Source organism: Streptomyces angustmyceticus, from assembly GCF_019933235.1.
Classification (GTDB): domain Bacteria; phylum Actinomycetota; class Actinomycetes; order Streptomycetales; family Streptomycetaceae; genus Streptomyces; species Streptomyces angustmyceticus.
Window position 1 is genome coordinate 3,861,381 of sequence record NZ_CP082945.1, and the last position, 21,986, is coordinate 3,883,366.

The 21,986-nt window shown below is 71.0% G+C and carries 20 protein-coding genes, 1 tRNA gene and 1 pseudogene; 6 read left to right on the forward strand and 16 right to left on the reverse strand.

Annotated elements, in window-relative coordinates:
- From K7396_RS17320 to K7396_RS17330, 3 genes are all read right to left on the reverse strand, one after another.
- Window positions 1–1,164, reverse strand: coding sequence for a bifunctional MaoC family dehydratase N-terminal/OB-fold nucleic acid binding domain-containing protein (locus K7396_RS17320; protein WP_086719955.1), 1,164 nt, complete (start codon window positions 1,162–1,164; stop codon window positions 1–3).
- Window positions 1,161–2,330 carry an acyl-CoA dehydrogenase family protein gene (locus K7396_RS17325; RefSeq protein WP_086719953.1) on the reverse strand — a complete coding sequence of 390 codons (1,170 nt, stop codon included), beginning with the start codon at window positions 2,328–2,330 and terminating at the stop codon, window positions 1,161–1,163. Before K7396_RS17325 ends, K7396_RS17320 begins: the two co-directional genes overlap by 4 nt.
- A gap of 208 nt (window positions 2,331–2,538) precedes the next feature.
- Window positions 2,539–2,844, reverse strand: coding sequence for a hypothetical protein (locus K7396_RS17330; protein ID WP_086719949.1), 306 nt, complete (start codon window positions 2,842–2,844; stop codon window positions 2,539–2,541).
- Between the two features lie 477 nt (window positions 2,845–3,321).
- On the opposite strand from K7396_RS17330, the gene K7396_RS17335 reads away from it, so the two are divergent.
- Window positions 3,322–4,299 carry a bifunctional DNA primase/polymerase gene (locus K7396_RS17335; RefSeq protein ID WP_373866928.1) on the forward strand — a complete coding sequence of 326 codons (978 nt, stop codon included), beginning with the start codon at window positions 3,322–3,324 and terminating at the stop codon, window positions 4,297–4,299.
- A gap of 141 nt (window positions 4,300–4,440) precedes the next feature.
- Here the strand turns inward: K7396_RS17335 and K7396_RS17340 are convergent, their stop codons facing one another.
- The 7 genes and pseudogenes from K7396_RS17340 to K7396_RS17370 form a co-directional block, all read right to left on the reverse strand.
- Window positions 4,441–5,199, reverse strand: coding sequence for a class I SAM-dependent methyltransferase (locus tag K7396_RS17340; protein ID WP_152104610.1), 759 nt, complete (start codon window positions 5,197–5,199; stop codon window positions 4,441–4,443).
- 90 nt (window positions 5,200–5,289) lie between these two features.
- Complete coding sequence (locus tag K7396_RS17345; protein WP_152104657.1) at window positions 5,290–5,769, reverse strand: GNAT family N-acetyltransferase; 480 nt, start codon at window positions 5,767–5,769, stop codon at window positions 5,290–5,292.
- Between the two features lie 155 nt (window positions 5,770–5,924).
- Window positions 5,925–6,329, reverse strand: coding sequence for a DUF4186 domain-containing protein (locus K7396_RS17350; protein WP_152104609.1), 405 nt, complete (start codon window positions 6,327–6,329; stop codon window positions 5,925–5,927).
- Window positions 6,330–6,716: 387 nt separating this feature from the next.
- On the reverse strand, window positions 6,717–7,370 hold the full coding sequence (locus K7396_RS17355) for a hypothetical protein (RefSeq protein WP_086716374.1): 654 nt from the start codon (window positions 7,368–7,370) through the stop codon (window positions 6,717–6,719).
- Window positions 7,371–8,000: 630 nt separating this feature from the next.
- On the reverse strand, window positions 8,001–8,723 hold the full coding sequence (locus K7396_RS17360) for a hypothetical protein (RefSeq protein ID WP_223660463.1): 723 nt from the start codon (window positions 8,721–8,723) through the stop codon (window positions 8,001–8,003).
- 84 nt (window positions 8,724–8,807) lie between these two features.
- Window positions 8,808–9,197 (reverse strand): annotated as a pseudogene (locus K7396_RS35970) (helix-turn-helix domain-containing protein); the annotation flags it as partial.
- Between the two features lie 338 nt (window positions 9,198–9,535).
- The gene (locus K7396_RS17370) at window positions 9,536–9,682 is read right to left on the reverse strand and encodes a hypothetical protein (protein WP_158101096.1); all 147 of its coding nucleotides are present in this window, start codon (window positions 9,680–9,682) and stop codon (window positions 9,536–9,538) included.
- A gap of 599 nt (window positions 9,683–10,281) precedes the next feature.
- Between K7396_RS17370 and K7396_RS17375 the strand changes: the two genes are divergently transcribed.
- On the forward strand, window positions 10,282–11,145 hold the full coding sequence (locus K7396_RS17375) for a tyrosine-type recombinase/integrase (RefSeq protein WP_223660051.1): 864 nt from the start codon (window positions 10,282–10,284) through the stop codon (window positions 11,143–11,145).
- A 114-nt stretch (window positions 11,146–11,259) separates the two neighbouring features.
- Here the strand turns inward: K7396_RS17375 and K7396_RS17380 are convergent, their stop codons facing one another.
- The 4 genes from K7396_RS17380 to K7396_RS17395 form a co-directional block, all read right to left on the reverse strand.
- Window positions 11,260–11,460 carry a hypothetical protein gene (locus K7396_RS17380; RefSeq protein WP_086716377.1) on the reverse strand — a complete coding sequence of 67 codons (201 nt, stop codon included), beginning with the start codon at window positions 11,458–11,460 and terminating at the stop codon, window positions 11,260–11,262.
- Window positions 11,457–12,317, reverse strand: a complete 861-nt coding sequence (locus K7396_RS17385) for an SLATT domain-containing protein (RefSeq protein ID WP_208629095.1) — start codon at window positions 12,315–12,317, stop codon at window positions 11,457–11,459. The genes K7396_RS17380 and K7396_RS17385 overlap by 4 nt, the downstream gene beginning before the upstream one ends.
- 465 nt (window positions 12,318–12,782) lie before the next feature.
- Window positions 12,783–12,869, reverse strand: a tRNA-Ser gene (locus K7396_RS17390).
- 52 nt (window positions 12,870–12,921) lie between these two features.
- On the reverse strand, window positions 12,922–14,424 hold the full coding sequence (locus tag K7396_RS17395; protein ID WP_086716378.1) for a S1C family serine protease: 1,503 nt from the start codon (window positions 14,422–14,424) through the stop codon (window positions 12,922–12,924).
- 610 nt (window positions 14,425–15,034) lie between these two features.
- Here K7396_RS17395 and K7396_RS17400 point away from each other — a divergent pair.
- The 3 genes from K7396_RS17400 (at window position 15,035) to K7396_RS17410 (ending at window position 17,722) form a co-directional block, all read left to right on the forward strand.
- Entirely contained in the window at window positions 15,035–15,880 is an 846-nt protein-coding gene (locus K7396_RS17400) for a glycerophosphodiester phosphodiesterase (protein WP_086716379.1), read from the forward strand.
- A 53-nt stretch (window positions 15,881–15,933) separates the two neighbouring features.
- Window positions 15,934–16,608, forward strand: coding sequence for an ATP-binding protein (locus K7396_RS17405; protein ID WP_086716380.1), 675 nt, complete (start codon window positions 15,934–15,936; stop codon window positions 16,606–16,608).
- Between the two features lie 145 nt (window positions 16,609–16,753).
- Window positions 16,754–17,722 (forward strand): DUF5926 family protein, encoded by a 969-nt coding sequence (locus tag K7396_RS17410; RefSeq protein WP_086716381.1) that lies wholly within the window; start codon window positions 16,754–16,756, stop codon window positions 17,720–17,722.
- Window positions 17,723–17,971: 249 nt separating this feature from the next.
- On the opposite strand, the gene K7396_RS17415 is transcribed toward K7396_RS17410, so the two are convergent.
- Together K7396_RS17415 and K7396_RS17420 are read right to left on the reverse strand one after the other, a co-directional pair.
- Complete coding sequence (locus K7396_RS17415) at window positions 17,972–18,595, reverse strand: hypothetical protein (protein ID WP_086716382.1); 624 nt, start codon at window positions 18,593–18,595, stop codon at window positions 17,972–17,974.
- A 265-nt stretch (window positions 18,596–18,860) separates the two neighbouring features.
- Entirely contained in the window at window positions 18,861–19,571 is a 711-nt protein-coding gene (locus K7396_RS17420) for a bifunctional DNA primase/polymerase (RefSeq protein WP_086716383.1), read from the reverse strand.
- 722 nt (window positions 19,572–20,293) lie between these two features.
- Between K7396_RS17420 and K7396_RS17425 the strand changes: the two genes are divergently transcribed.
- Window positions 20,294–21,829 carry a PP2C family protein-serine/threonine phosphatase gene (locus tag K7396_RS17425; RefSeq protein ID WP_086716387.1) on the forward strand — a complete coding sequence of 512 codons (1,536 nt, stop codon included), beginning with the start codon at window positions 20,294–20,296 and terminating at the stop codon, window positions 21,827–21,829.
- The last annotated feature ends 157 nt before the right edge of the window (window positions 21,830–21,986 follow it).

The following is a 21,986-nucleotide window of genomic DNA, read 5'->3' on the forward strand; positions in this document are numbered from 1 at the left end:
TCACCCCTCACCGCCCTCGGCCGCGCGGAAGACCGGCAACTCCCACTCCTCGTCCACCCGCAGGAACGCGAGCCGCACCGGCATGCCGATCCGCACCTTGTCGCAGGGGACACCGATGACGTTGCTGACGATCCGCACCCCCTCCGCGAGCTCGATCAGCCCTACGGCGTAGGGGCTGGGGCCGGTGGGTGTACCGGGAGCGCCCGTACACCGGTCGGACACGTGCGGGCCTGCCGCGTCCGCTTCGGGCTCCGGCACCGTGAAGGCGGGGAAGGGCGGATGGTGCATCACGACGTAGGAGAAGACCGTCCCCGCGCCGCTCGCCTCGACGGTGTCCCAGTCCGCTGCCCCGCAGACGTTGCACCCCGGCAGCCAGGGGAAACGCAGCGTCCGGCATCCCGTGCAGCGCTGGATCAGCAGACGGTGCCCGGCCACGCCCTCCCAGAATCCGGCGTTGTCCCGGTTGACGACGGGGCGCGGGCGCCGGGAGCGGGCAGCCTGCCCGCTCCCTTCCGTCCTCCGGGACGCCTGCGACTGCCCGCCCGCCTCGGGGGACCGCTCGTCCCCCTCAGGAGGCCGCTCGTCCGCCTTGGCCGTCTCGGGGTTCCGCCCGGCCCCCTCGGGGTTCCGCCCCGCCGTCTCAGGGTCCCGGCCCCCCGCTGCCGTCCTGGAATTCCGTACGGCCGGGGCGTACTTGAGAACCCGGAAGCGATGCGTCCCGGCCGGCTCGCCGTTCGCGCGGATGTCCATCCGGGTCGTGATGAAGTGCCCGGTACCCAGCTTCGTCGTCTTGCGCTCCGAGACCGACTCGATCACCGCGTCGAAGGTGATCCGGTCGCCGGGCCGCAGCGGCCGCAGGTACTCCTGCTCGCAGTCGGTGGCGACGATCGAGGTGTACCCGGCGTCGTCCAGCAGCCCGGACAGCTCGTCGTACGCCCCCGAACGGTCGGCGTGGCCGGACAGGCCGCCCATCGTCCAGGCCTGCAGCATGGTCGGCGGAGCGATCGCGTCCGGCCCCCGGTAGGCGGGGTTGGTGTCGCCGACGGCCTCGCACCAGTGCCGGATCATCGGCTCGTTGACCAGGTCCTTGCCCACGCCCGCCGCCGACGTCGACCGCCCCTCGTAGACCTTGAGCTGCTCGTGGCCGAGCTGTACCGGGCTCATCGCCGCCCCCTCCGCATCCCCAGCCGCATCGTCGCGACGATCTCCCGCTGGACCTCGCTCACACCGCCCCCGAACGTGTTGATCTGCGCCGCCCGGTTCATCCGCTCCAGCTCACCGCCCCCATGGGCGCCCGGCGATCCGGCTCGCACCAGGGCGGCGGCGCCCACCACCTCCTGGCACAGCCGGTACACCTCGACGGCGCTCTCCGTCCCGGCGAACTTCACCCCCGCGGCGTCGCCGGGTCCGAGCGTCCCGGCGCCCACGTCGTCGACCAGCCGCCAGTTCAGCAGCCGGGTGGCGGCCAGCCGGGCGTGCGCCTCGGCGAGCCGGGACCGCACCCAGGGGCGGTCGGCGGGCCGCTCGCCGGTCTCCGGGTCCGTCGTACGGGCATGGGCCAGCGCCGCGTCGAAGGCATCCTCGGCCTGCATGCCGATGGCCGCCAACGCGACCCGCTCATGGTTGAGCTGATGCGTGATCAGCCGCCAGCCGGCGTTCTCCTCCCCTACGAGGTTCCCGGACGGGACGCGGATGCCGTCGTAGTAGGTGGCGGTGGTCGTCAGCCCGCCGACCGTCCCGATCGGCGTCCAGGAGAACCCCGGGGCGTCGGTGGGCACCAGGATGATCGAGATGCCCTGATGCTTGGGGGCGTCGGGGTCGGTGCGGCAGGCGAGCCAGATCCAGTCGGCCTGGTGGGCGTTGCTGGTGAAGCTCTTGGCGCCGTTGATCAGCCAGTGCGCGCCGTCGCCGGCCGCCTCTCTCGTCGCGCGGGTGCGGAGGGACGCGAGGTCGGTACCCGCCTCGGGCTCCGTATAGCCGATCGCGAAGACCAGCTCGCCACTGAGGATGCGCGGCAGGAAGAAGTCCTTCTGCTGCGCGGTGCCGTACTTCATCAGGGTCGGGCCGACGGTGTTGAGGGTGACCATCGAGACCGGGGCGCCCGCGCGGTACGCCTCGTCGAAGAAGACGAACTGCTCGTCGGGGCCGCGGCCCTGCCCTCCGTACGCGGTCGGCCAGCCCAGCCCCAGCAGGCCGTCGGCGCCGATCCGGCGGAGCACCGCGCGCTGCTCCGCCGGGTCCTCGACCGGCCCGTCCGGCATTACCCGCCGGAAGTACGAGCGGAGTTCGGTGCGCAACTGCTCCTGGCGCGCGGTGGGGGCGAGGTGCACGTCGGCGGCTCCCCTTCTGGTGGCCGCACGCCCGGTGCGCAAGGGAATCCAGGCGTACGAACGAGCGAGCGGGTTTCTGACTGTCCGTCAGAAACCCGCTCGCTGTCAAGGCCAGCGCAGTGAACCCCGGAGGAGCCCCACCTCCTCCGTGCCGCCCTGACGCATCACCCCTCGGCCGGACGCCGCTGTCCCCTTGCGGCGGGCCGGCTCACCAGAGCTTGGTGAAGTTGACGGTGGCGTTGCTCTGGTCGATACGCGTGGGGCCGGAGCCGTTCACGCTCGCGGTGTTGTTCTGGTTGGAGGCGCCGGCGCCGTTGGCGACCTGCTGGCCGGTCGTCGAGTTGCCGAGGTTGCTGCCGCCGACACCGGTCCCCGTCTGGCTCGTCGCCGCCGAGCTCGACCCGCCCGTCGCAAAGCCGCCGTTGTCGGCCTGCGCCACGCCCGTGAAGAGTGCGGCCGCCAAGGGCAGCGCCGCCACGACGGCGAGGGCGCGGGCTGTACGGGTGCTTGCCATGTCTATTCCTCCTACGGAACACGACTTCTGGAGCGATGGAACTCCGCTTGTCCACCGGGCAGTTGGCCGACCACACGGTCCTTGCTGCGACGTCGCGCACTCAGGCTTGCCCATGAATCCCCGGCGAACCCACCGCGACGAGGCGATTCCCCCGCAAGCATGAGAAACCCCGGGTAAACCCCGCCCCCCGCCCGACCTGCCCCCACCCTCACCTCGACCACCCGACACCCCGCCGCAACCCACCCCCCATGGGCCCCGCGCGCCCCACACGCCCACCCGCCACAACCGGCGCACGACCAGATCAGGGCGCGCCCCCTTCCCTTCCTCGAACATTCGTACGAAAATAGATCCATGGCCTCGCACCGCCGCCATACCGGAACACCGACTGCCACACCGACCGGTACGCCACCCCGTACGCCGCCGGTTGGGACGCCGTCGGCCCGCACGCCGTCGGTTGGCTCGGCCGGTGCGCCGCCGATTGCCCGCCCTGCTCCGCCCCTCGGCCCCGACCCTGATCCTGGTCCTGGCCCTGGCCCTGGCCCTGGCCCAAGCACCAACCCCGACCCCAACCCCGGCCTTGCCCCCACCCCTCCCGAGGATCCGCACGCCGCCGCCCTCGCCCACGCCCTCCAGGCCGCCGAGCGCGGCTACCCCGTCATCCCGCTGACCCGCAACAAGCTCCCAGCCCTCCGCTCCCCGCACCGAGGGCACCCCGAGGTCCCGCCCTGCCGCGGCGAGTGCGGCCGGCTCGGGCACGGCGTCCACGACGCGAGCACCGACCCGCTCACCGTCCGCCGCATGTTCGCCGCCGCCCCCTGGGCCACCGGTTACGGCCTCGCCTGCGGGCGGCCGCCGCACCACCTCATCGGGATCGACCTCGACACCAAGAACGGCGCCGACGGCCTCACCGCCCTCCGGTTCCTCGCCGAACAGCACGACTTCCCGATCCCGCCCACCGTCACGGTCCTCACCCCCAGCGGCGGCCGCCACCTCTGGCTCACCGGCCCGCCCTCCCCCACCGTCACGAACTCGGTCGGACGGCTCGCCCCCGGCATCGACGTCCGCGGCGCCGGCGGCTACCTCGTCGGCCCCGGCTCACTCACCGCCCGCGGGCGCTACGCCCTGGCGCCGGGGACCCCGCACCACCCCGCCCCCGTCCCGGACACCCTGCTCGCGCTCCTCACCGCCCCCTCTGCGTCCACCCGCCGCGAGCCCCCCTACGGCGCCCCACCCCAGCCCGCCGCAGCGCTCGTACGCTTCGTCCGCGCCTCCCCGGTGGGCCAGCGCAATGCCCGCCTCTACTGGGCCGCCTGCCGCGCCGACGACTCCGGCCTCGCCCAGGAACTCGCCGCCCGACTGACGGAGGCCGCCCGCCACACCGGCCTGTCCACCCAGGAGGCCCGCGCCACCATCGCCTCGGCAACCCGCCGCCGGCAGAACTCACCGATCCCGTAGGGGTCAGACCCTCCCCACGGCAACCCGTAGAGGGACGGCACCACAGCACAGCGCCGCGCCGCTCCACCCAGCCCCACTCAGCCCCACTCAGCCCAGCTCAGCCTCGTCGCGCGCCACTCAACTCCCCCATCCCCGCCCCACTCAACTCCGCCGCGCCTCGATCAAGAACCGGGTCGTATGCGCCACGAAGGCCCCCTCCGCCCGGATCAGCTCGTCCAACTCCCGCAAACGCTCCCGGTATTGCTCCACCGTGAACCCGGGAACCATCCACACCACCTTGCGCAGGAAGTAGACGACCGCCCCGATGTCGAAGAACTCGGTCCGCAGCGACTCCGCACGCAGATCGGTCACCTCCAGGCCCGCCGCCTCGGCCGCCCGACGCGCGTCCTCCGGATGACGGGCCCGCCGTACGTCCTCCGGCTGCGGCCCCAGGAAGTACTCGACCAGCTCGAACACGCTGGCCGGTCCGACCTGCTGGGAGAAGTACGTGCCGCCGGGCCGCAGCACACGGGCGATCTCCTCCCACCACACGGTCACCGGATGGCGGCTCGTCACCAGGTCGAAGGCCGCATCGCCGAACGGCAGCGGCGGCTCGTCCGCATCGGCCACCACGACCGCGCCGCGCGGGTGCAGCAGAGCGGTGGCCTTGGCGACGTTCGGCGGCCAGGACTCCGTCGCCACCATCACCGGCGGCAACTTCGCCGCCCCGGCCAGCACCTCCCCGCCACCCGTCTGGATATCCAATGCCGCCGACGCCCGCGCCAGCCGCGCGCTCATCGCCCGCTGATAACCCCACGAGGGCCGCTCTTCCGTGGCCCGACCCGCCAGCCACGAGAAATCCCACCCCTCGACCGACACGGCATCGGCCTCGGCCACCAGCTCCTCAAAAGAACGCTCCATCCCCCCACCCTCAACGCCGAAGGCCCGCACCGCCAACGAATTACTTCCGACTACGTCCGGTTACTTCCTGTCACTCCCCGGCGGGGCTGATCACTCACCCTCACCCACCTCACCCACCAGAAAGACAAACTCCGGACGGTCCCACTTCACCGCCGGCGGATTCGCGGGCACCGTCCCGACGGGCCGGGCGCCCACACTGCGATAGAAACCCTCGGCAGGCGGATGCGACACCACCCGCACCCCGTCGATCCCAGCCTTCCGCGCCTCACCCCGCATGTGCTCGACCAGCCGGCGCCCGATGCCGTACCCCTGCGCCTGGTCCGACACGAACATCAGATCCAGCTCGGCCGCCTCCACCAGCAGCGCATAGAACCCCACCACCCGCTCACCGCCGCCCTCCCCGACCGGTATCTCCTCCACGGCGACAAAGACCCGATGCGCCTCGATGTAATCCGGCCCCACCCGATACCCCTCAACCATCGAGGAATAGCGCCCCTCATACGCCCGAGAACTCCGCACCAGCCGGGTAAGCCGCCCAGCGTCCCGCCCCACAGCCCGCCGAATCAAAATCTCCCCCCGCCGAGCCGCCTTCGCCGCCCCCACCCTCCGCACACCCACAGCAACCTCTCCCCACTTCCCCCATCACAACCAAATTGAATTCCACCACTCCCCGCCACCCTACCGCGCAAGCAAAACCAGGACTCAGCAGACATAACGAATTTCCGTCAAGCGTTAGGCCCGGCATTCATCGTCCCCGAAGAACACTCCACCTCACGTTCGATCCACCGGCAGATCACCCCCACCACATAGGCACGCTCCGCGCGGCTCAATTCCCGCCCCTTGGGGATCTCGTGCCAACGCTCAAGGCAGGTACGACAGCAGGTCGCGGTCGCGTGCTGCGCGACAAAGACCGGGTGACCGCGGTACGGCGTCTGCTTCCCGTCCTTGTACGGCTCCGCCGGCGCCAGCCGCTTGGCAATGAGGTCATAGGCATGCCACCGCATCGCCGAAGGGCCACTCAACTCGGCCGTGGCCAACTCCCGCCCGCGCAAATGAAACTTCGCACGAAAAGGATGCCGCGCAATGACATCCAGCCGCTGGTCGAGCGAGCGGGGCACAGAATCAGACATCGATCGCTCCAAGGAAAGACAACGCGCGCTCCCCACCAATCGTATGCCCAGCCCACACAAGCAGCCCCGAACCGCACAACGCAGTCCGGGGCTTCCCTGAGCCTTCACCTACACCTACGCCTGCATCTTCCGCTACGCCTTGCCCGCGCGATAAAGACCCCTAAAAACGCCACGCAACCCAATACCATCTCCCCATTCAGGCGATGAAAAGGAAAAGGCCCCCAACCGGATTCCTCCGATCGGGGACCGTTCTCCGCCGTACGACGCCCCGCTTCGACCACAGCCTCACGCACGCACTCATGAAGCGGCGACGGGCTCCGCGAAGCAGCGCGCCAACATTCCCGAGCCTCCCGCGAAGCGCACCCGCGTAGCTCCGGGCGCAGCGGCTTACGGGTGGTACTTCTCCTCGACCGTCTCGGCGGCGCCGGACTTGCGGTCCATGGTGACGCGGACGGTGACACTGCCGGTCTTCGCGGCCTTCTCCAACTGGTCCACGGTGCACTTCGCGGTGCCGTAACCGTCACCGCCGATGGACACGCTGCCGTCATCGCCGGAGCAGATCGCGGCCGCGCCGAGGACCGTGGTGGCGTTGGCGACATAGAACGCCTGGTCCATGCCGCCGCCCTCGGGCTTGACGATCAGCTTTCCGGGCGCGAGGTACTCCAACTTGCCAACGATCGTGCGGTGGTTACCCGCATGGGCGACGCCACCCCCGGTGGAGGCGGACCCACCCCCAGCGGCGGCGGACCCGCCGCCGGTCTGGTCGGCCGACGACGCCCCGGCGGACTTGCCCCCGCTCTGGCCCTGCGAGCCGGAGTTGGAGCCGGAGGAGCCGCCCGTGGACCGTGCCGAGTCCGACGTGTGCTGGGAGCCGGTCGCAGCCGAAGAGCCCGAGGATCCGGCAGCGGCAGCCGGCCCAGCCCCGTCCCCGCAGGCCGTGGCCCCCAGACCCAGCGCCGCCGCGGCCACGATGGCTGCGGCAATACGGCGACCGGCCCGCCCACGGAAGCGGCTGGCAGCGGTGGCGGTGGCGGTGTTCATCGGGTCTCCTGTTGCGCTGTTCTCTCGTCCTGCTCCCTGACGCTGATCAGCTTCGAAGACCAGGTTGGCGTTCCACTAACAGCCGACTAATACCGCGCAGCGACACCCGACGGCCGCACGCGGTTTCGGCTGCGACCAGGAACGCGAGTGCCAGATGCGCCACAAGAGACCGACGAAAAGCCCCCGGGTGCGGGACGTGCGCCGGGGTCCCCCTCGGACTCCTGGCCCGCCCGCCTCTGGCCCGTACGCCCCGCCAACGCCGATATGGAGGCGAACCGGGTGAGACAGGAAGAACGCAGAAGGGGTGCCCCGCCGAAGCGGGACACCCCTTCTGACCAGCTACTTCGCTGACCTCTGCGGAGGCTGTGGGATTTGAACCCACGGTGACGTTGCCGCCACGACAGTTTTCAAGACTGCTGGGTTCCCTGGTTCGGTACGCGGTCTGACCTGCTAGGTAACCGCAAGGTCGATTCCTGGCTCCGCCACTCTGGCCGCAGGATGGCCACACGCACCCGAACTGCCCGGATGCCATGCCGAAACACCCCAGGCAGCGCCCATGCCTGTTCGCTCAGCAGAGCCCCATGCGGACCCTGTGAAGCTGTCCCTCACTGCGGGACAGCTGCACAAAGTTCATGCTCTCCCCTGGTATCCCAGTAGCCGCTCGTCGTACCTCCATGACCAGGAGGCGAACACATCCCTCTCGTCTACCGGCCACATCCGCGGGTACCGCACGACCCCCGACCGGGGCCTGGTTCGTTGCGTTGGGGGAGCGTATTGGCGCGGATACAGAGCGCCGTAGATCTCACGGCTGACTTCGTAGTAGTGAAGTCCTGCCTCCGTGGGGGAGTAGTACTTCACCTCTTGCTGGGCATCGAGGCGTTCGCGGATCAAAGGCCGGCCCCCGCTGAACCGTCGGCCGAGGAGTCCAGGCCAGACATCGGGGTCGAACGATTCGGGAAGCTCGACTCCCTGCTCCGGGCGTTCCACGCGTCGGCCTGCACCTGAGAGGGCCACCATTGCCCTCCACTGGCGGAAGGTCATCGCATCGTCGAGGAAATCGGCGAGGAACGCTGCCGCCAATTCGGGAGCGACTCTGATGCGCGTCTCCACTTCCATTAGGTGAAGATGAGCGACCCGCCGCTCTCTATCGTTCTGTGCGTAGTCGACCTCGGCGGTGTACCGCTCGCGGTCTTTAAGGAATGCGCGGTAGTTTCCGATCTGCTGGTTGAACAGGCGGCACACGACGCCGGCAGGGTGCCCAATGAGGCGAGCAAGCGCGAGGAGGTCCTGTTCGTCCGGGTCTACGACTGCGGGCGTGCCTGTCGTGTGGGCGCGCTCGAAGAGCGCGCCCACACACTTGACGGCCTGTGCCCGTCGCATCACTGCGGCCGGATGAGTATGCAAGGCCTGCATCACTGCACGCAGCGGAACTCCGAGGCTCTCCGCTAGCCGTACTGGTACCGCTCCCCGGCCACGAGAGGGGAGCCGTGCCTGCTGTTCAATCCTGCGATACGTGCTACGGCTGATGCCGGCCAGCTCAGCAAGGCGGGCTGCGGTCAGCCCTCTCTGGCGCCGCATCGCATACAGACTGTGCGCTTCGACATGGCGTTGGGGCTCGGGGCACAGAACATGGACATCGGTCAGGCCGAGAGCCTGGCCCAACTCCGCCACGCGCCGAGCTTCCGGCACACGCTTCCCACTCTCGTAGGCGAGGATCGCGGATTTCGAGGTCCCCAAATCCGCCGCCAACTCCGCTGCGCTGAGCCCCTTGCGCTGCCTCAGCCACCGCAGCGCGTGGCCATCAAACGTACCCGCGCCCCGAGCCACGCTGCCTCCTCATCCCTCGTCCGACTCAACCCGAGGGTACCGTTTAGGTGTACGTGTGTGAGTCAACTAGCCGGCGGGAGCCGCACATGGAGAGTATCTGCTGGTCAGGGCCTCGCGCAGGTACCGTTTAGGGTTATAGAGGTTTGCATTAGCCGGCTAGGCGATGCATTCTCTTAGAGAAGTTAGGACGGCTCCCGTCCTCTAACGTCGCTGATGGGTATCCCATACCCATGTAGGCGCTGAAGCACATAAAGAGAAGAGGGGCTCGCGCTCGGTGGCCACCAGTACGCGCGAACCCCTCCAGACCGCTTCAGATTCTGAGCGCGGCGGGTGTGGTGTCAGCCACACCCGCCGCCGAAGAGCGCCGGCAGCAGCACCTTGATGAGGAACATCAGCCCCTCGAAGGCGACTTGGTGAAAGCGCTCACGCGTCCAGAACCTGGGGTCCTTCTCGTCCTCCCCCTGCGGGGACGGCGATCCGGACATGCGGTATCACCCCCTTTCCATCGGTAGGCCTTAAGGCGCCCACCGAGCCAGGAAGGTGACGGGTCAAAGCTTACCGCGTTCGCGTGACACCCCCGGGGCGCTGCATGCTCATATGACCTGTGGCCCCATCAGGGATAGGCAGCACAAGGGCCGTTGTCGTCCTACACCTTCAAGTCCCAGGTTCGATGGCCGGGTTGCTGCCTGAACCACAGGAAGTGGTGCGCGCCACGGTGCACAGCTGAATTTCCGGCGCGTGCCCGTAAGTACGAGAACGTCGTCTCCACTGCACCGGCTATGGGCGCGATGGCGTCACGGCCCGTCGCCGCCCGCGCCCACATCGACAGCGTGGATCCGGTCGCAGCCGCCGCCCTGAACGGGGACGTTGTTTCTCTACCGCTGCGGAGGCTGTGGGATTTGAACCCACGGTAACGTTGCCGCCACGACAGCTTTCAAGGGACAGCCCGTAAGTGAAGCGTCATGGCTTCTGACCTGCCGGGAAGGGCTCCAAGGAGCGAGGGCCCGCGGCCGAAATTGCGTCGGCACTCACCTGGGTCGCCAAACACTCCCTGAAAGTCGCCGACCTCAACGACTCGGACACCTTGCGGCGAGCACTCACGGCCCTGTCCCTGAAGCTGGACGGCAAGAAGGCAGCGGAGAACACGGTCAGGCGCAAGCGCACCGCCTTCAACAACGCTCTGCGATACGCCGTTGAACGGGACCTGCTGACCGGCAATCCGCTCTCGCGCATCGACTGGGATCCGCCGGCAACCGACGACGAGGTGGATTTCCGCTACGTGCCGAACCCGGCACAGACGCGGGCTCTGCTGGAGGCAGTACGGGACCAGGGCAAGCGAGGAGAGCACCTGCACGGGTTCTTCGGCTGCATGTACTACGCGGCTATGCGCCCGTCCGAGGTGGCCCAGCTCAGCAAGCGGGACTGCAAGCTGCCCGCGTCCGGCTGGGGCGAACTCATCCTGAACCGGAGCCGCCCGGAGGTCGGTGCGGGTTGGACGGACGACGGCAAGTCATACGAGCTCCGCGGGCTCAAGCGCCGTGCGCGCAAGACCACCCGGCCGGTCCCGGTCCCGCCCGTCCTGGTGGCGATGCTGCGCCGGCACATGGAGACGTACGGCACCGCTCCCGATGGCCGGCTGTTCGCCGCGGCCCGCGGCGGCCGGGTGAGATCCACCGAGTACGCTGCGGTATGGCAGAAGGCGAGGGAAAAGGCGCTCTCTGCCGAGGACACAGCGAGCCCCCTCGCGGAGGTCCCATACTCCCTACGGCACGCCGGGGTATCGCTCTGGATCAAGGCCGGAGTGGACCCGGTGGAAGTCGCCCGGCGGGCCGGCCACAGCATCGCGGTGCTGTGGAAGTTCTACGCGAAGATCCTCCGCGGCCAGGAGCATCGCGCGAACCAGCTCATCGATGACGCCCTGGGGGCACCAGAGGACCCCGCCGCCTGAACGTGACGTCACGCATCTGCCCGGTCCGCGAGCTGTTAGCGCCGGCGCCACGCTTCCGGTCTTGGGGAACATGGTCCCCAAGACCGGTCCCGTGCTACTGGGCACGAGCGGGTCTCAGTCCCCCTGGCCCCGGGCTCGCCGCTGCAGGAACCCGTAAGCGTACGGAACCTCGTCGGGATGCCGGTGCAGGCGAGCGAGCAGCCACGCCTCATCACCGCTGAGGTGGGGGTGGTCGGCCCGCAGCCGGCGGGCGCGCCAGGTGGTGCGGGGCGCCAGGAGCCACCGCTGGAGGCCGTACCGGGCGGACAGGGTCACACGACCTCCTGCCGACCCTGATGGGGCTGGTCGAGCTGCTGCTCACGCTTGCGCTGCTCGACACGCAGGGCCTCGACCCTCTCGGCGAACAGTTCCAGGCTCTCCTTCTCGTCGGAGAGGTTGTACGGGGCGATGGCCAGGTCGAGAGCGGTGACTTCCTGCTCGATGGAATCGGCGGTCTGCTGGAGGTTGAAGCCGCGCTCCTTGAACTTGAAGTAGCCCATTACCGAGGTGATGACGGTGACGGTGCCGCCAAGGCCGATGAGAATGCCCTTGCCCGGCTGCGGCGTGTCATACAGAGCGGTGACGCCGGTGACGGCGGCCGAGCAGAGAATGAGCGTCCATTGGAGCCAGTTGTGCCAGCGGCGATAGCTCGCGCTCTCCCCCCGCAGGCGGTCGATCTCCCGGGGGATGGCGTCCCGGTAGGAATACTGCCGATCGAAGGCCGCCCGCGCGACCTTGGACGCGGCCAGAACCCGCTCTTCCTCGGCCAGTTCGAGGTTCAGCTTCAGCTCCGCGACCGAAAGGTCTTGTTGCGTGCGACTTCCCTCCTCGTTCCTAATCCAGGGCTGCGCAGTGTCGAAGTTACTGCTGAACACGGCGCACCCCACGAAGAGGGCCCCGGCAAACACGACACCGAAGACGTTGATCGGCGCCATGTTGTAGTGGCGCCAGGTGAGAGCGGTCGCGCCGACCAGGGAGAGCAGCAGGAACGGAGGCCCGACCACGCCAATGAGGGTGGCGACGCTGACCAGGCGGGTGCGTTTGATCTGACGTTGGAGGTTGGCGACGGTCCGCCGGTGGTCTATCAGTGCGTTGATGCGATCGTCGTCTCCGACGGGGCCGGACTGCGGCATGAGCTGGCTTCCCCCATGAACTGCTCGGCTGATGGCCAGTTCGGCGATCGGGAGACCAGCAGTGCGGACTCTCCGCGGACCACCCGTCAAGGCTCCGCCGTCAATTCCCGACCGCCTCACAGTCCTCTGATATAGCTCGCCCCACGTGGCCAATAGGTCACATTCCGTGAGGCTGACGCAAACTGCGTACTCATGGCTGAATCCACACCCAGCGGCCTTCATTGGGCGTGGTGTCGAGGCCACCGCACGGCCAGCACTCCCGCTCGCCCGGCAGCTCGGAGCTCGCGTGACCAGAGGACCCCGCCGTCAGAAGGTGAGGTCCCACGGGCCGGAACCTGGCCACAGCCTGGCCACACGCGCTGGTCACGACTGGGATCCGAGCGTCTGAGGTGAGACAGCGCACGCAGAAGGAGCGGGCCCCGGAAGAACCGGGACCCGCTCCGACCTGCAGTTTTCCTACCTCTGCGGAGGCTGTGGGATTTGAACCCACGGTGACGTTGCCGCCACGACAGTTTTCAAGACTGTTCCCTTAGGCCGCTCGGGCAAGCCTCCCCGCGGCACCGGCGCGCGGGGCGCTTGGGTGTCGCGGGATCAGACTAGCGCGTCACTTGTCGCCTGTGCGCTGGCCCAGGGTGACGTGGGCGGTGTGCTCCTTGCCGCCGCGCTTGTAGGTCAGGGTGACCTGGTCGCCGGGCTTGTGCTGCCAGATCTCGCTGATGAGGGTGGGGCCGCTGTCGACGACGGTGTCGTCGAGCTTGGTGATGGTGTCGCCGGGCTTGAGGCCCGCCTTGTCGGCGGGGCCGTTCGGGGTGACGGCGTCGGAGCCGTTGTTGCCGGTGCGGGCGATGGTCGCGCCGTTTCCGGTGTCCCGCATGCCGACCTGGACGCCGATCTGGGGGTAGACCGGCTTTCCGGTCCTGATCAGGTCCTGTGCCACCCGCCGCGCCTGGTCGATGGGGATGGCGAAGCCCAGGCCGATGCTGCCGGACTGCTGGGACTCGCCGCCCAGGCCGCCGCCGTTGCCGGCCGACTGGATGGCGGAGTTGATGCCGATGACGTTGCCGGCGGCGTCCATCAGCGGGCCGCCGGAGTTGCCGGGGTTTATCGAGGCGTCCGTCTGCAGGGCGCTCATGTACGAGGCGCTGGTGCCGCCGCCGTCGCTGGAGGCCACCGGGCGGTCCTTGGCGCTGATGATGCCGGTGGTGACCGTGCCGGACAGGCCGAAGGGGGCGCCGATGGCGATCGTGGCGTCGCCGACCTGGACGTTGGAGGACTTGCCGAGCGGGAGCGGGTTGAGCTGGGCGCCGGAGGCGTTCTTCAGCTTGATCACGGCGACGTCGTAGCCCTGGGCGTGGCCGACGACCTCGGCGTCGTACTTCTTGCCGTTGGAGAACGTCGCGGTGAGCTTGCCGCCGTCGGCCGCGCTGGCGACGACGTGGTTGTTGGTGAGGATGTGGCCCTGCTTGTCGTAGATGAAGCCGGTGCCCGTGCCGCCCTCGCCGGTGGCGCCCTGGGCCTCGATCGTCACGACGCTCGGCAGCGCCTTCTGCGCTATCCCGGAGACGGAGGTGGGCTTGCGGTTCAGCGCCCCGGGGTCGCCGGACGCGGAGACCGTCGTCGAGGCGCTGTCGTTCTGGCCCGCGGCCCAGAAGCCGATGCCGCCGCCGATGCCGCCGGCGACCAGCGCGGCCACCAGGACGGCCGCGATCAGGCCGCCGTTGCGCCGCTTGGGGACGGGGCCGCCGGTCGTGCCCCAGGGGTCGCCGCCGCCGTGGGGAGGCTGCTGGCCCCAGCCGCCTCCGCCCGCTCCGGCCCCCGGGTAGGCGGGGATCTGGGCGGTCCGGTCGGCCGTGGGGTCGTCGCCGGGGTGGCCGTAGCCGGGCTGCGGGACGCGTCCGTCGTGGTACGGAGGCATCCGCCCCGGACCGTCGAAGCCGCCGCCGGAGGCCGGGGTGACCGTCGGCGCGAAGTCCGGCGGCGGGGGCGCCGCGGGCGGGGCGCCGGGAGTCTGGGCGCCGGAGGCGGACGCGGAGGCGCGGTCCGGCTGCGGCCCGGTCGGCGGCTTGGCCTCCGACGGGACGGCGGCTCCCTCGTTCTCGGTGCTCACAGCTCTCTCCTCAGCTTCACGACTGTCGGCGCCCACGGCCCCGGCGGGAGGGGTGTTCCCTCCGCCGGGTGCCCGTCCACCTCTCGGTGTCCGGGGGCGATGCCGTTTCTTCCGGGGCTTGCAGTTGGGCCGGACCCTGGGGGTGCGTCCGGGTGGTGCGGTCGGCGGGCCTGGCGGTCCGCCGGTGGTGCGGTCGGGGGCCCGAGGGCCTCCTGGTCGCATTTTCCGGGCCGGGGAGCCCTGCGGGCCCTCCGGGACCGGAGCGTTCCCCGTACGGGACGGGGGATCCGGTACTCCAGCATCAAGGATCCGGGCGGTACGGGCGAGTCCCGGTCCGCGGACCGGGATCCGCGGGCCCTGAACCGCGGGCTCCGGCCCGCGCCTCCCGGCTGTCGTGAGGCCCGGTCCGCGTCCCCGGCCCGGAAAGCGCGGGCCGGAGGGTACGGGCGAGCCTCCCTTTCAGCCTTTCCCACCACGCGTCAGAGCGCCGTAAGCCGAGGCTGTGACTCTGCCCTCATCCTTTATGCCGGACAAAACCGGCGCATCCCCTGTTCCGCACCCCGGGGCACGCGCCCGGCGGCCCGGCGACGGTGGATGGCACGATAACGCGGTGACCTCTGCGCACCCCGCCCAGGACGGCCGTCCGGGCCGTCATGCCATTTCCGTCATCGCCCACCGCGGCGCCTCCGAGGACGCCCCGGAGCACACCCTCGCCGCCTACCGCAGAGCGATCGAGGACGGCGCGGACGCCCTGGAGTGCGATGTCCGGCTGACCGCCGACGGCCACCTGGTCTGCGTCCACGACCGGCGGGTCAACCGCACCTCGAACGGGCGCGGTTCGGTCTCCGCCCTCGAACTCGCCGACCTCGCGACGCTCGACTTCGGCTCCTGGAAGGACGAGGGCACCGGGTACGAGGCACCGGACCGGCAGCACGAGGACCCCGAGCGGACCTCCGTGCTCACGCTGGAGCGGCTGCTGGAGCTGGTCGCCGACGCCGACCGCCGGGTCGAGCTGGCCATCGAGACCAAACACCCCACCCGCTGGGCCGGACAGGTGGAGGAGCGGCTGGTCGAGCTGCTCACCCGGTTCGGGTACGCCGGACCGGCCCCGCGCACCGACCGGACCTCCCCGGTGCGCGTCATGAGCTTCTCGGCGCGCTCGCTGCACCGGGTACGGGCCGCGGCGCCCGGCATCCCCGGGGTCTACCTGATGCAGTTCCTCACCCCGCGGCACCGCGACGGCCGGCTCCCGCCCGGCGTCGGCATCGCGGGCCCGGGGATCCGGATCCTCCGCGCGCACCCCGAGTACGTCGAAAAGGCGCACCGCGCCGGGCACCGGGTGCACGTCTGGACCGTCAACGACAGCGCCGATGTCGAGCTGTGCCGGGAATTGGGCGTGGACGCCGTCATTACAAATCGTCCCAAGCAGGTGCGAAACCAGCTGGGTCTTGGGTAAAGCCCTTCACAGGGTGTGCACCGGCGCATTCGGGCCGTATTCGGTTATGTCCAATGCGTCACCGCGTGTCGCTTGGCCGGTTTCCGGTCCAGTCCATTGGGGCATTCATCCCGTGGCGTGGGGCAAAGGAGGTCTCGGGGGTGGCGTTGGTGGTGGCACAAGAGGTGCCGACGTCGTCGATCATGGCCGTACCCCATGGTCCAGTGGGTGTGGGCATGGCCAGGCGACGCATGCGTGAAGAACTGTTGGCAAGTGGAGTTCAGGACACCGTCGTCGATGACGCGGTCCTCGTTCTTTCGGAACTGTTGAGCAATTCGTGTCGCCATGCGCGTCCGATATACGAAAACGGATCGCCGGATTCCGTAACGCCCGACGCACAGGACACCCCGGCATCCGTACGGGCCTCCTGGCGCATCGACGCACAGGGCAGGCTGACCGTCGCGGTCACGGACGGCGGCGGCCCGACCCGGCCTCTTCCGGCCACTCCGTCGGTCACCGCGCGCGGCGGCCGCGGGCTGGCGATCATCCGGTCGCTCGCCAAGGACTGGGGCGTGCGCGACACGGCCGGCGGCGAGGTGACGGTCTGGGCGGCCCTCTCGCTCCAAGGCGCGTTCGCTACGCGCGTGGACCTCACGCCCGATCTGCCGCCCTCGCTCACCACGGGCGCGGGCGTGCCGGGCGGCCGGCCGCCGGCTCCGGGCTTCCCGGACTTCGACGACCTGCCATAGGGACACGCCGGGACACACCGGCGTGCACGGCACCAGGGGCGGGACACGGCCCGGCGCGCAACCGGGCGCGACCCCGGACGCAATCCTCTAGGCTCGCGCCGAAACGCGTCCGTACGCCCAGGATCGACCAGGAGACACCGTCGCCATGGCCAAGAAGCGCCGTCCCCAGCCCCAGGCCGCAGCACCGCAGACGCAGGACGGCGAGGTGCCGGTCGCCGGCGCCCGTGAGCCCTGCCCGTGCGGCTCCGGCCGCCGGTACAAGGCCTGTCACGGGCGGCAGGCGGCGCACGCCGCCACCGAGCTCGTGCAGCGCCCCTTCGAGGGTCTGCCCGGCGAGTGCGACTGGGTGGCCATGCGCGAGCTGGTGCCCGCCGCCACCGCCCGGCTGACGCTGAAGGGCGGGCTGCCCGAGGGCGTTCCGTCGGTGACGCTGGCGACCGTGCTGCCGATGGCGTGGCCCGCGCTGCGCCGCGACAACGGCGAGGTGCTGCTCGGCCTGCAGAACGACACCGCCTCCGGCGACCTCAGCCGCGACCTCGCGGACACCCTGCAGCGCGCGCTGGCCACGGAGCCCGGCAACCCGGTCGCCGCCGAGCGGCACTCCGCCGACGGCCCGCGGCTGCAGGACCTGCTCGACGCGGACGCGCCTTTCGAGCCGACCGTCCACACCGGCTTCGAGTTCTGGGTGGAGAACGCCGAGCACGCCACCGGCGAGGTCGCCGCCTCCCTGGAGCGGGCCAACGCGGCGGCCGTCCCGACCGCCCGCATCCCCGGCCTGGAGGGCGCCTACTGGTGCGAGGCGCCGGAGAAGAACCACCTGCGCTGGGTCACCGCGCACCCCGAGGAGCGGCTGCTGGACGCGCTGGCGCGGCTGCACGCCGCGGGCGCCGCCTCGCTCGGCGAAGGCACCCGACTGGTGGGCTCGTTCCGCGCCCACGGCCTGGTCGTCCCGGTCTGGGACCTGCCCTCGGAGATGGGCGCCGACGAGGTCGCCAAGCCGGCCGCGGCGTTCGCCGAGCGGCTGGCCGAGGCCCTGGCGTCGGACGCCCCGCTGACCCCCGAGGAGCGCCGGGCGCGCGGCGGGCTCACCAACCGTCAGATCACGCTGAGCTGACCGGCCCGCCCCCGGCCGTGCGGTCCGGACGCCTCAGGGACCTCGGGCGTGACACCTGTCACAACTGCCCATAGCTTCCGGTCAATAGGCGTCCGGAAATCCACGATCGAATTTGCGAACCACCGATCTCTTGTTACGGTTCTAGAAGCCCGGTCGCTGGTGCATCCCCCGTCGCCAGCGACCGGGCGCTTCCATGTCCGGAACCAGGCATTCCGCTCGGTCTCTCCGGCCCCCGGCGGACCCGCCTCGTCAGCGGCCCGAACCGCCGCCTCCCACCGGCGAGTTGCTGCCGGACCGCAGCAGCAGCCGCTCCCCCGCCGCATCGGCGATCTCCGCCACCGCCGCGTACGGCGGCCGGCTCCGGCGCGCCGTCGGGGCGGACGGCGTCTCGCACAGGCCCGGCACGCCGCCGGCCGGCACCTCGCAGGTCACCTGGACGGTCCTGCCGTCCGGCCGCAGCAGGGTCAGCACGGCGCGCAGCCGGTCCCCGGTCCGGTTGCGGTAGTACGTACGCCCCCAGGTCGCACCGCCCTCGGCGAGCACACAGGTCTGGGCCCCGACCCCCTGGGGAGCGGTGAGTTCGGGACCGCAGCGGGAGGTGCGGCCGGAGAGGTACGCCGGGCGGGGGCGGCCGGAGGAGCCGGCCGGCTCCCTCGACCCGGCGGCGGCCTTCTTGCCCGGCTTGGCGCCGTTATCGCCGCTTCTTCCGTTTTCCCCGGGAGAGCGGTTTTCGGCCTTGACCGCGTCCGCGGATCCCGCCGCCGGAGCCGAGGTGCCGGCCGGGCCGGCCATCGCGGCGCCCAGCGGCACGGCGACGGCGAGCAGCGCCACGCCGGCGAGCCCGATCACGCGGAATTTCTGCGCACGCTGCATGGGCCCCACCTGCACTTGATGTGCCGCTGACGACGGCTTGACGGTGGGCCGAACCTATCGGCCGGCGAGGGCGGGCCCGGGCACCCGGACGCCCCGTTCCCCGGGAGACCGGGGCGGGCCGCACCCGAACGGGTGATGGGCTTCGGGGCGTTTGTGTTCGCCCCTCAGGTGTCCGCCCGACGGTTGCGCGGCCGCGGTCCGCGCCCGCGCAGCAGGAGGGCGCCCGAGCCGAGCGGACTTCGGGCGCCCGGGGCATCCGTGGGCGTCAGTAGGCGAGCCGGCTGCCGCCGTCGGGGGTACTGGTGCTCGCGGTGACGAGGGCGTCCACGATCGTGGCCACCTTCGGCAGCCGGGGCGCGGCGGGCACCGCGGCCGGCGGCCGCTCCCAGCGGACCCGGCCGGTGCCGATCTGGGAGGGCGGGAGCACCACGTAGCCGCCCTCGCCGTGGAACCGCAGCGAGCTGGGCACCCAGTCCTGGGAGTGCAGCAGCTCGCCCAACTCCGGGAGGTCGTACGGCGAGACGAGCAGCGACCAGCGGGTGGGCGTGGCCACCACGGGGCCGAGGCGCACACCGAAGTGGTCCAGGGCCGCCAGGGCACGGACCCCGGCGACGGCGGGCAGGCTCACCGCGCAGGGCGCGCGGCCGCCGGTGGCCAGGATGACCGGGGCGTCGGGGCGGTTCGTCCACCACCAGCGCACCATCCGGGCGTCGGTGGTGGCGGCCAGGAGACCGGGGTCGAAGGGGTGCGCGCCGGGCACCACGCACTCCGGGTCCGGACAGCTGCACCGCCGGGCGCTCCGCTCGCCGAGGCCGAGGCGGGCGCCGGCCGGCGGGCGGCCGGGGGATCCGAGTCCCACACCGGGGAGCACCGGCCACTGCCACTCGGTGGCGTAGTGGAGCGCCGCACCGAGCTGCGCCGACTTTCCGCCGCGTCGGAACAGCAGCTTGCGTCGCCTTCCGAGGATCTCGCGCATGAGCGCTCGTTCCTTTCCGTTAACGCCGAGGGCTTTGTCCATCGCACTGCATGGCACTACATGTCCCGTTTCACCAACGTCCGCGCCGTGCCGCTACCTGCCGTTGTGGGGCGTGTCCTGCGGCCCGGCGGTGGAAACCCGGGGTCGATCGCGCATCGATCACGCCACGTGGTCACTGGTCACCGCGTGTACAAAGCAGCGCATCACGCCGTACGCCGGGCGTGAAGCGTGGCGAGGGGTGGCGTGCGTTGGCGCTTGCGCTTCCGTGGTGCAGTCCCCGCCTCTTGGGAGTGCGTCGCGGTCGTCGGCTTGTTAGACGCCGGTGCCCGCCGGAGAGTTCCGGTACGGCACCAACCGGCCCGCACCTTTCCGAGTACGTACCCGCCACTGTGGTGATGACGCGCTGCTGATCGCCGTCAGTCGACCGCAAATTGACGTTCAGGGGGCTTTTTTCAGGCCAATCTACAGACCTCGTTGACACCACAATCCCCATGGGGACAATGCTGGACATCGCCTCTCTGCTCCGTGTACATGTGGAGGCATTCATAGCGGAGCAGCATGACATGGGGGTTTGCGATGCTATTGAGGAAATTGAGCGGCCGTTCGTACCGCACAACGTCACTCAGCAAAATGCCGCACTCCCTACCAAATAGCGGCCTGACCTGGGGCTATACCAGGCGCAACGAGAGCTGTCGGCCATGACCGCCCCGCACGTTCCGAAAGTGGCTGGAATCGAACCAGCTCTTCCCGCCCCCGCGCACACTGTCGCCCCCCACGGGCCGAAAGCCCCCGCGGAACCCGCCGTCGGCGCCTCCCCGGACCACCTGTCCGGCGCCCTCCCCGACCCCTTGGCCGTCGGCCAACTCGCCGCCGTCCAGGACCGGCTGGCCGGCTGGATCTCCGACCTCAGCACCCTGCACGACCTCACCGAACGGCTGGCGCGCACCCGGACGCTGGAGGACGCCCTCCGTGAGCTGCTGCGCGCCGGCGCCGCCCTGGTCGGGGCGCGCCGCGGGCTGGTCGTCCTCGCCCCGTCCGACGGCCTCGGCCCGGAGACCACCGTCGGCCTCGGCCTCGGCCACGCCGAGATCGGTCACATCGAGACCGTCCCGCGCCGCGCCCTGTCGTACGCGCGGATACTGGACGGCCTCCCGGAGCGGGCCACCGCCGACGACACCCGCACCGGCCCGCTCGACGACCCCTGCCACGACGGACCGGCGGGCCCCTGCACCGAGATCGCCGAGCCCGACATCCCCGGCGAGAAGGACCTCGACCCCCGGCTGCGCGAGGTCGCGGCCCGGCTCGGGTACGCCGCCAGTTACGCGGTGCCGCTCTGCGCCGACCTCCTCGGCAGGACCGGCGCCGCGGTCTGGCTCTACGACGAACCGGCCGAGCCCACCGCGCGGCAGCGCCATCTCGTCGGCCTCTACCGCGCGCACGCCGCCGAGCACCTCGCCCTCCTGCTGGCGCTCCACCGCAGCCGCCGGGCCACCGAGACCCTCCGCGAGGAGCTGCTCCCCCAGCGGCTGCCGCGGATCCCCGGCGTACGCCTGGCGGTGCGGCACAGCACCGGGCCGCGCGGCGGCGGGGACTGGTACGACGCGCTGCCGCTGCCCGACGGCGCCCTGGGCCTGGCGGTCGGTTCGGTGACCGGCTCCGGCCCGAGCGCGGTGGCGGCCATGGGACGGCTGCGGGCGTCCCTGCGGGCCTACGCCGTCATGGAGGGGGAGGATCCGGTCGCGGTGCTCTCGGACCTGGAGCTGCTGCTGCGGCTGACCGAGCCGGCCCGCAGCGCCACCGCGCTGTTCGCCTTCACCGAGCCGCCGCCCGGCGCGCCCGGCGGGCCGGCGGCGCCGCCCGGCGGGGTCACCGACCCCTTCTCCCGCAAGCTGGTGCTGGCCGGGGCCGGCCACTGCCCGCCGCTGATCCTCGGCGATCTGCGGACGGAGTTCGTGGAGACCTCGCTGTCCGCGCCGCTGGGCATGCTGGCCTGCTGGGAAGCGCCGAGCGTGGAGATCGAGCCGGCCGGCGGCGAGACCCTGCTGCTCTACAGCGACGGGCTGCTGCACCGCACCGGCGAGCCCATGGACCGCGCCTTCACCCGGCTGCACGCGGCGGCCGCGAGCGTCCCCCGGGCGAGCCGGCACGATCCGGAGGCGGTCGTCGACCACATCGTGCGCACGATGCTGCCGCAGGGACTGGACGATCCCTCGTCGGAGGAGGACGTGGTGCTGCTCGCGGCGTACTTCGAGGAGTAGGGCCGCCGGTCCGGGCGCGGCCCCCGACGTACGGCGGGCCAGGAGGCGCGCGCCGGAGTCCGCCCCGGCCCCGCCGTCCGCCCCGCCCGGCGCCGTGCGGCCGGGAATCGTCGCGCCGGACAGGTCACACCTTTTTGCCCCTGGACCGCTTTCGATC